The organism is Streptomyces sp. SID3343, from assembly GCF_009865215.1.
In the GTDB taxonomy this organism is placed as follows: domain Bacteria; phylum Actinomycetota; class Actinomycetes; order Streptomycetales; family Streptomycetaceae; genus Embleya.
This window is the reverse complement of record NZ_WWJX01001605.1, coordinates 1-8,984: the sequence shown is the minus strand read 5'-3', so window position 1 is coordinate 8,984 and position 8,984 is coordinate 1. Positions and strand designations below refer to the sequence as shown.

Sequence of the window (8,984 nt, the reverse complement as noted above, 5' to 3'; positions counted from 1 at the left end):
AGCCCCGGATCATGAAAATGATCCGGGGCTTTGTCGTGCTGCCGGCAGCAAAAGCACCGCACCGAATACCCGGAAAGCCTTCGGCAAAGGTCGATCAACTCGATCGCCGAGCCTGCGCAGTGCACCGCAGGGCTGCCTGTCCGGCGCCTTCGAACGGCTGTGTGCGGCCGGGACCTCTGCCCTGGCGATGTGACAGGGAGAGCGATCCACCCCGGCACCACACGGGTCTTCTTGACGACTGCCGCCCGGCGACTCCTGTCGCTCGGGGCCGCGTGACGATCCGGCCGGGCTCTCTGCCTGTTGCCTGGTTGCGAGCGGCTTGGGCGGCACGGCCTCGGTTGTGGTGGTTGTGGTCGATGTGGTGGGTGGGTTTTTGGTGTCGGGGTCGTGTTCGGCCGTTGCGACGGGTGCCATCGGGTCAGGACCGCGGAGATCAGGCGGATGACGATGTCGTCGGTTGTGTACGGGTTGCGCAGGTCGTACTCGAAGTGGCCGGCGGTGTTGGAGGGGTTGGGTGGGTTTGGTGGGGAAGATTCTCAGGGACGGGCGAGTGGTCGGGGTGGGTGGCCGGGCGGTGGTGTCGTGAGTGGGGGAGGCGTTCGTGTGGGGGGAACGGGAGGAATCGGGTTCGGCGGCTGCTGAGTTCGGGGCCGTCGGCTTCATGGGGCGAGGGGCGGCCGAGGAGTGTGTGGACGACGCGGCGCGGCGGTTGGTGAGCGCCTTGGCGGCGTTGCGGGCCGGGTTGGACGCGGGCGCGTCGGGCGCGGTGGGGTCGGCGTTGGCGGAGGCCGATGCGGTGGCGCGGCAACTGGCCTGGGCGGTCGACTGTTTGCGCCACGTGGCGGCCGAGGAACTGGATCCGGCTCAGGTGTATCCCGGTTGGGATCGCGAGGAGTGAGCTCGTGGTGACGGTCGGGGTCAGGCGTGGTCGCCGGCGGAGGGGCCAGGGCGTCGCGGCCACCTTGTCGGCTTCGACTCCCTTGTCGGGGAGGGGAGTTCCGGTGGTCTTGGCCGGGGCCCGGTCGTGTGGATCCCGATGGACGGCTTCGGGTGGTCGCACGGTTACGCGGAGCGCTTCGGCGTCGGGCACGTCGTTCTCGATGTGTTCTGGCACTGCGGTCGGCAGCGGGTGCGGCGTCGGGTGTGGCGTCAGGTGTGGTGGCGGTAAGGGCTTGAATCGACATGACGATGATTTCGAATCGGTATGACTTTTGCCTGCCGGCGGCCCTGCAGCGGCCCTGAGATAGGTGTTTTTCGGGCTGTATCACGTCACTCGCTCGACCGTGCCAAGGACCCGATGTTCCGCCGGGCAGGGGATCGCGCGATGATCTCTCGGTGATTGATTCCTGCCTACCGAGACCCTGCGCCCGGGCGGGGGTAACCCCGTGACCGGCGCCGGGACCGGCTTGCTGTTCTCACCATGGTTGTGGCTGGTGATGCCACTGATCGTCTCCATCGACGCCGTGATCCCCATCGTTCCCGGCGACGAACTCGTCATGGCGGCGGGCGCCGTCGCGGACGGCGACATCCGCTACATCCTGCTCGTCCTGTTGACCGCCGGGGCCGGCGCGTTCATCGGGGACCAGGCCGCCTACGCCGTGGGCCGCGCCCGACTTCGCCGCGGGGGCGATGCCGTGCTCGGGCCACGTCGACAAAAGGCCATGGACCTCGCGCGTGGGGCACTGGCCAAGGGCGGGATGTCCGCGTTGGTCGCGGCCCGCTTCCTGCCCGGGGGCCGTACCGCGGTCAACATGCTCGCGGGCCGACTGGGCTACCCGCGGCCGCAGTTCCGGGCCGCGACGCTCGTCGGCGCGACGGTGTCCGTGTCGTACGCGATCACCATCGGCACCGTGGCCGGACACATCGTCCAGGACAGCCCGCTGTTCGTCGCGCTCGGCGGGATGGCGCTCGGCGCGTCCGTACCGCTGATCGTCGGCGTACCGGCCCGCGTCGTGCGGGGCCTGCGGCGCCGCCGCCACGCGACGGAGGCGACCGTCGAGGCGTGACGCGGCCGAGACGGGGCCCAGCGAGGCCGAGGTAACCAGAGCCCGAGACCGGGATACGGGACCTGGCCCCGGAAGCGCCGAGCACACGACCGCGGGGCACGAGATCGACGATCTCGTGCCCCGCGGTCGTGGTGTGGATCCAGCCGGCCGGGCGGCCCCACCGGCCCGACCCGGTCGAGGGGCCGGCGGGGCCGCCCGCCCCTCGACGAGCAGGAGCCGGCGCCGCCCTAAGCCGCCCCGCGCTCCGTCAGCATCGAGCGCATCAGATCGATCTCGGCGGCCTGCCCGGTCACCATCGTCTGCGCCAGATCCTTCACCTGCTGCACCTGCGCGTGGGCGAGGCCGTCCCGCGCCATCGCCACGCCGGCCTCGTGGTGCGTGATCATCAGTTGCAGGAACATGATCTCGGCGTCCTTGCCCCGCAACGTCCCCAGCTTGTCGAGCTGGGCCTGAGTGGCCATGCCCGGCATCAGCTGGGTGTCCGCGGCGGCGCTCGGCGTGGCGCCGTGGCCGGCGTGGTTGGGCATCGAGCCCGGCGTCATCCACTGCATGACCGGCCTGGTCGAACCCAGCGTCAGGCCCCACATCTGGAGCCACGACGCCATCCGGCCGATCTGTTCCTGCTGGGTGAGCGCGATGTCGTACGCGAGCCTGCGGGTCGACTCGTCCTGGGTCAGGTCCCGGACCTGCATCGCCATCTGGACGGCCTGGGCATGGTGCGTACGCATGTCGCGCGCGAACCCGGCGTCGACGGAGTCGTCGGCCGGCGGGTTTGGTACCGCCGCGGGCGCCGGGCCGGGCGCCCGGGTGTCCGTCGCGGCGGCGGCCGGCTTGCCCGAGTCGTCGTCGGAGGAGCACGCCGCGAGGGCCGGTACCGCGAGCAGGCCGGTCGCCACCATCAGCGCGATGCGCGCACGGGGCCGCATCATTCGGAGGGCTTTCCGACGCCGCCCGTGCACGGGGAGCCGGGTTCCGGCGTGTCCTTGCCTTCCTTGTACTGCGTGATGAACTGGTCCAGACGCGGGTCGGTCGCGCTGTCCAGCTTGAGCTGGTGGCCCCACGCGGTCGCGGTGAGCGGCGTCTCCAGGCCGTCGTACGGGGTCAGCATCATGTACGTCTTGCCCTTGACCTTGGTCTTCAGCAGATCCAGCTGGTCGGCGGGCAGGCCCGGACGGTAGGTGATCCACACCGTGCCGTGCTCCAGCGAGTGCACGCCGTTGCGGTTGTCTATCGGCGCGTTGTAGATGCCACAGGTCTGCCACGCCGGGTCGTGCTCGCCGCCGACCGGCGGCGTCTGCTTGTAGGTGATCTGCTGGGGCTTGGAGATGTGGCCCTGGGCCGCGGTCCAGGACGTGACGCCCTGGATGTTGGTCTTGGCGTCCTTCGACTTGACGTCCGCGACGACGGAGTCGCCGTTGGACTTCTTGTCGTCGCTGGACGACATCACGACCGCGGTCAGACCCGCGACCAGCGCGAGGACCGCGACGCCGGACGCACCGAAGATGATCGCGGAGCGGCGCTTGGCGGCCTTGCGCTCCTGCTCACGCGCCGCGGCCACGCGCTCGCGGGTCGCGGCCATCCTGGCGGTCTTCTCCGCTTTGGTCTGCTTCTTCGAGGTGTTGTTGGGGGACTGTTGTCCCATGACTCCGCCTTATTCCGGGATTCGTCGGTGGACCCTGCGCGGTTGGTTCGGCGCGGATCACGTACGACTGACGCAGAGCACCGTCAGATCGGGGGAATCCTGGGCGGCCACGGCGGAGACCGCGACCTGCACCGTGTCCGGGTGGACCAACCACGGCGGCGTCACCGCCGTCGGCGGAGGCGCGATCAGTGGCGGCAGCGGTGGCACGGTCGCGGGCAGACAGGCGTGGGAGCGGGTGCCGCACCCGCTCGATCCGTCGCCCTTGTCGTCCGGCTTGACGCCCGGCTTGCCGTGCGTCGTCGGGTGGAACGGACAGACGACGGGCATCTCGGACGGTACGGTCACCGACGTGGCGAGCACCGGGGTTGCCGCGCCCATGAGCGCGGCGCACACCAAGAGAGCCCCTGCCAACAGCCGGACCACCGGCCGCAGCGGGACTGCCATGGAGGCCATCCGTTGCGTCACGCGGACTATTCTCACCTGAACGGGTGACCCTGTGGGTAGTCGGGGCACGAACTTTCCTCCGGAACCCGCCGCCCGCACGGACCCAACGGTTGGCCGACGGGCCAGGAGGCCGCGAAACCGTACGCGTGGGAAGCCCGGACGCGGCCTGCGCGGAGCCGGACGCCGTCCGCGGCGGACCCGCCGGGCTCGCGCGGCGAAACCGGGGCGTGGCCCACGGCGTCGGCTCGATAGCATCGGAAGCGGAAAGAGCACTTTCCATCACATCCACACGTCAGGAGACGAACGGTGTCCGAAGCCCGAGTGACCATCAGCCGCGACCCGGACCGGGACGAGCGCGTGGTGACGTCGGGCACGACGGCCGCCGAGCTCTTCGACGGGGACCGCACCGTGGTCGCCGCACGCGTCGCGGGCGAGCTCAAGGACCTGGCGTACGTCGTCGCCGACGGCGACGAGATCGAGCCGGTCCTGATCGACTCTCCCGACGGCCTGAACATCCTGCGCCACTCGGCCGCGCACGTCATGGCGCAGGCCGTGCAGGAGCTGTACCCGGAAGCCAAGCTGGGCATCGGTCCGCCGATCAAGGACGGCTTCTACTACGACTTCGACGTCGCGGTGCCGTTCCAGCCCGACGACCTCAAGCGCATCGAGAAGAAGATGCAGGAGATCGTCAAGCAGGGCCAGCGCTTCTCGCGTCGGGTCACCACCGACGAGGACGCGCGCGTCGAACTCGCCGACGAGCCGTACAAGTTGGAGCTGATCGGTCTCAAGGGTTCCGCGTCCACCGCCGCCGAGGGCGCGGACGCCGAGGTCGGCGCCGGCGAGCTGACCATCTACGACAACCTCAACGCCAAGACCGGCGAGCTGTGCTGGAAGGACCTCTGCCGAGGCCCGCACCTGCCCACCACCCGCAACATCCCGGCGTTCAAGCTGATGCGCTCCGCCGCGGCCTACTGGCGCGGCAGCGAGAAGAACAAGCAGCTCCAGCGGATCTACGGCACCGCGTGGCCGACCAAGGACGCGCTCAAGGAGTACACGACCTTCCTGGAGGAGGCCGAGAAGCGCGACCACCGCAAGCTCGGCGCCGAGCTCGACCTGTTCTCGATCCCCGAGGAGATCGGCTCCGGCCTGGCCGTCTTCCACCCCAAGGGCGGCATCATCCGCCGCACGATGGAGGACTACTCGCGCCGCCGGCATGAGGAAGAGGGCTACGAGTTCGTCTACACGCCGCACGCGACCAAGGGCAAGCTCTTCGAGGTGTCGGGCCACCTCGACTGGTACGCCGACGGCATGTACCCGCCCATGGAGCTGGACGAGGGCCAGAAGTACTACCTCAAGCCGATGAACTGCCCGATGCACAACCTGATCTACCGGGCCCGGGGCCGTTCCTACCGTGAATTCCCGTTGCGGCTGTTCGAGTTCGGCACGGTGTACCGCTACGAGAAGTCCGGCGTCGTGCACGGTCTGACCCGCGCGCGCGGCTTCACCCAGGACGACGCGCACATCTACTGCACGCGCGAGCAGATGGCCGACGAGCTGGACTCGCTGCTCAACTTCGTGCTCAAGCTGCTGCGCGACTACGGGCTCGACGACTTCTACCTGGAGCTGTCCACCCGCGACCCGGAAAAGTCGGTCGGCACCGACGAGAACTGGACCGAGGCCACCGAGATCCTGCGCCAGGCCGCGCTCAAGCAGGGCCTGGACCTGGTGGACGACCCGGGCGGCGCCGCGTTCTACGGCCCCAAGATCTCGGTCCAGGCCAAGGACGCGATCGGGCGGACCTGGCAGATGTCGACCATCCAGGTCGACTTCAACCTGCCCGAGCTGTTCGACATGGAGTACACCGCCGCCGACGGCTCGCGGCAGCGGCCGGTGATGATCCACCGCGCGCTGTTCGGCTCGATCGAGCGCTTCTTCGCGGTGCTCCTGGAGCACTACGCGGGCAAGATGCCGCCGTGGCTCGCGCCGGTCCAGGTGGTCGGCATCCCGATCACCGAGGAGCACGTGACCTACCTCCAAGAGGTGGCGACCAAGCTCAAGGCGCACGGGATCCGGGTCGAGATCGACGACTCGTCCGACCGCATGCAGAAGAAGATCCGCAACGCCAACAAGAACAAGGTCCCGTACATGCTCCTGGCGGGCGACGAGGACGTGGCCGCGGGCGCGGTCTCCTTCCGCTACCGCACCGGCGAACAGAACAACGGCATCCCGGTCGACGACGCGGTCGCCGAGATCGTCAAGGCGGTACAGGACCGCGTCCAGGTCTGATCCGGCGCGTAGTGCCTGTGGGCCGTCTCGGCATACCCGCCGAGGCGGCTCTCGCGCGTCGAGAGGTCCTGACGAAGGCTTTCACGTGTCGGTGGGTGATGGGGCGGACGGCGATGCCGAGGAAGGCTTCGTGCATGTCGTCGCGTCGTTGACGGTGCGTTCCCGACCCGTCGCACGCGTCCGTCCGTGAACGTGCGGGACCTCGGCGAGCAGCCGGTGCTCACGCCGGCATGGACGGAGCCTCATGAAGTACGTGGTCGACTCGATCTCCGTCGACTGGACGAGGAGCAGCTACAGCGACGGCGGAAGCACCTGCGTCGAACTTGCCCGCGTCTCCGTGCGGGACGCGAAGGTCCACGCCGGCCCCGTACTCCTCTTCCCCGACGGCGCGTGCGCTGCTTTTCTGGCGGCCAACGGCTGGCGGTCGGTCAAGCGGCCGAGCTTGTGGGGCTCGGGTATGCCGCCCGTAGGGGCGGCGGGTCGGGGCGATGATGTTCGGGGCGGGGGGCCGCATATGCTTTCCGGCATGACGAGCGAGGCCGAGTTCCAGGACGGGGTCGGGGAGCCGGACGCGTTTGCGCGGCTGTGGACTCCGCACCGGATGGCGTACATCAAGGGTGAGAACAAGCCCTCGGGGCCTACGCCCGACGATGGTTGCCCGTTCTGTCGGATTCCCTCGTTGAGTGATGTGGACGGGCTCGTCGTCGCGCGGGGTGAGCAGGTGTACGGCGTGCTCAACCTGTATCCGTACAACGGTGGGCACATGATGGTCGTGCCCTACCGGCACGTCGCGGACTACACCGACCTCGACGACTCCGAGACCGCGGAGCTGGCGCATTTCACCAAGCTCGGAATGGCCACGCTGCGCAAGGTGTCCGGGGCGCAGGGGTTCAATATCGGGATGAATCAAGGGCACGACGCCGGAGCGGGGATCGCGGCGCACCTGCACCAGCACATCGTCCCGCGTTGGGGCGGCGACACGAATTTCATGCCCGTCGTCGGACACACCAAGGTGTTGCCGCAACTGCTTGCGGACACGCGCGAGATGCTGGCCGCCGCGTGGCCGGTCGGCTGAGGAGACGAAGAGTGAGCGCACGACCGGTTCTCGTGTACGACGGCGACTGCGGATTTTGTACGCGGTCGGTGGAGTTCGCGAAGAAGTACATCCCGTTCGACGCCGACGTGGTCGCGTGGCAGTTCGCCGAGTTGGAGGAGTTGGGGGTCGAGCAGCACCGCGCCGAACACGAGGTGCTGTGGGTGACGCCCGTGGGGACCGTGTACGGCGGGCATCACGCGGTGGCCAAACTGCTCATGAACGGCGGCGGCCCGTGGGCCCTGGCCGGCGCCGCGCTGCGGGTGCAGCCGGTCAGCATCGCCGCCCACGGGGTGTACCGCCTGGTCGCGGACAACCGTGACCGGATGCCGGGCGGGACGCCGGCGTGCGCGCTGCCGTCCCATCTGCGGCCGGACACCGTGGCCTCGTCACAGGACTGACCCGCCTGCTGTCCCTGGTCGTCGCCGCGCTGTCGCTGGTCACCTGTCCCGCGTAGGGACGCGTCGCCCCGCGCGGCGATCGGGTGTGGCGAGCGCGCCGACGGCCGCGGCGCTGCTGTGAACCGAGCGCGAGCCCGAGTGCGGGATTGCCCGCTTCGGGTGGATCGACCTGCCCTCGGTCGCGTCGCTCAGCCCGAGCATCGATCGCGGGCAACGCCTGCGCGCGTGATCGCCGGGAGCGCGTCTCGACCGCATGCGCCGCGGTAGTTCACCCGTTTACGCGGTTTGTCGGTCTCGCTGAACGAAACGCCGAACCGCTTTCGTAGACTCGTCGTACTTTCACGTGACGCGCCGCCGCCGCCCGTGCCGTCGTCGTCGGGAGTGACCCGGCCGGCCGACCCCTCCGCGATCATCGTTCATAGACTTGTCGTACTTTTGCCGGAGTGGCGTACGCTCCGTGAACTTCGCGCCAAGGCGGTACCCAATGCACAACAGGACCCGTCGCATCGGCATGGCGAGCGCGGCGCTCGTGCTGTGCGCCGTGCTGGTGACGGTCCTGGCCGGCGCGTCGGGGGGTTGGCGCCCCACCGGACCGCTCCTGATGGGCGGTGTCGACGGTGAACCCGGCGCGCCCTACACCCTGGCGCTCGACGCCCCCGCCCGACCGCCGAGCGCGAGCGAACGCGCGTGGCTCGACGCGGGAGTGGTCCCCGGCACCACACCCCAGCAGCGGGACATGGCCGAGCGGGCGCTGCGCGACCTGCGACTGCTCACCCGGCCGGACGGCTCGGTGACCGCGTCCTGGCACAGCTTCTGGTCCAACATATGGCCGCGCGACGGAAGCTGGGTGGCTGCCGCCTACACCGCGACCGGACACCCCGACCAGGCGCTCGCGGTGCTGCGCAGGCTCGCTCACCTGCAACGCCCCGACGGTACGTGGGAGGCCCGGTACACGGTCGACGGCGTCGCGCCCGACGACCGCGCCGCGCAGCAGGACGGCAACGGCTGGGTGCCGTGGGCAGTGTGGTTCTGGTACGTGGCGCAGGACCCCGCGGCGCCCGCGACCCAAGCCGGCCTCGCCGCCCTGTGGCCCGCGGTGCGCGCCGCCGCCG

Annotated in this window: 10 protein-coding genes; 7 read left to right on the top strand and 3 right to left on the bottom strand. The window is 69.7% G+C overall.

The window, feature by feature from the left end:
* From GT354_RS55500 to GT354_RS51495, 3 genes are all read left to right on the top strand, one after another.
* The coding region (locus tag GT354_RS55500; RefSeq protein ID WP_237536276.1) for a hypothetical protein at positions 1–193 on the top strand (193 nt) is incomplete at its 5' end.
* A gap of 408 nt (positions 194–601) precedes the next feature.
* Complete coding sequence (locus tag GT354_RS51500) at positions 602–898, top strand: hypothetical protein (RefSeq protein ID WP_161365330.1); 297 nt, start codon at positions 602–604, stop codon at positions 896–898.
* Positions 899–1,385: 487 nt separating this feature from the next.
* Positions 1,386–2,006, top strand: coding sequence for a VTT domain-containing protein (locus tag GT354_RS51495; protein WP_161365328.1), 621 nt, complete (start codon positions 1,386–1,388; stop codon positions 2,004–2,006).
* A 227-nt stretch (positions 2,007–2,233) separates the two neighbouring features.
* Here the strand turns inward: GT354_RS51495 and GT354_RS51490 are convergent, their stop codons facing one another.
* The 3 genes from GT354_RS51490 to GT354_RS51480 are packed head-to-tail and all read right to left on the bottom strand — an operon-like array spanning position 2,234 to position 4,092.
* Positions 2,234–2,935 (bottom strand): DUF305 domain-containing protein, encoded by a 702-nt coding sequence (locus GT354_RS51490; RefSeq protein WP_237536275.1) that lies wholly within the window; start codon positions 2,933–2,935, stop codon positions 2,234–2,236.
* Positions 2,932–3,648, bottom strand: coding sequence for a DUF3105 domain-containing protein (locus tag GT354_RS51485; protein WP_237536274.1), 717 nt, complete (start codon positions 3,646–3,648; stop codon positions 2,932–2,934). Before GT354_RS51485 ends, GT354_RS51490 begins: the two co-directional genes overlap by 4 nt.
* A gap of 57 nt (positions 3,649–3,705) precedes the next feature.
* Complete coding sequence (locus GT354_RS51480; protein ID WP_161365326.1) at positions 3,706–4,092, bottom strand: hypothetical protein; 387 nt, start codon at positions 4,090–4,092, stop codon at positions 3,706–3,708.
* Between the two features lie 306 nt (positions 4,093–4,398).
* Between GT354_RS51480 and thrS the strand changes: the two genes are divergently transcribed.
* From thrS to GT354_RS51460, 4 genes are all read left to right on the top strand, one after another.
* Complete coding sequence (thrS, locus tag GT354_RS51475; RefSeq protein ID WP_161365324.1) at positions 4,399–6,378, top strand: threonine--tRNA ligase; 1,980 nt, start codon at positions 4,399–4,401, stop codon at positions 6,376–6,378.
* 514 nt (positions 6,379–6,892) lie between these two features.
* Complete coding sequence (locus tag GT354_RS51470; protein ID WP_237536277.1) at positions 6,893–7,453, top strand: HIT domain-containing protein; 561 nt, start codon at positions 6,893–6,895, stop codon at positions 7,451–7,453.
* A gap of 11 nt (positions 7,454–7,464) precedes the next feature.
* Positions 7,465–7,872, top strand: a complete 408-nt coding sequence (locus GT354_RS51465; protein WP_161365320.1) for a DUF393 domain-containing protein — start codon at positions 7,465–7,467, stop codon at positions 7,870–7,872.
* 484 nt (positions 7,873–8,356) lie between these two features.
* Positions 8,357–8,984 (top strand): hypothetical protein (locus tag GT354_RS51460; protein WP_202513225.1); only part of this gene is annotated, 628 nt, incomplete at its 3' end.

Coding starts and splice junctions, on each gene's coding strand:
- GT354_RS51480 (WP_161365326.1), bottom strand. CDS start 4,092: ATGGCAGTCCCGCTGCGGCCGGTGGTCCGGCTGTTGGCAGGGGCTCTC.
- GT354_RS51490 (WP_237536275.1), bottom strand. CDS start 2,935: ATGATGCGGCCCCGTGCGCGCATCGCGCTGATGGTGGCGACCGGCCTG.
- GT354_RS51485 (WP_237536274.1), bottom strand. CDS start 3,648: ATGGGACAACAGTCCCCCAACAACACCTCGAAGAAGCAGACCAAAGCG.
- GT354_RS51470 (WP_237536277.1), top strand. CDS start 6,893: ATGCTTTCCGGCATGACGAGCGAGGCCGAGTTCCAGGACGGGGTCGGG.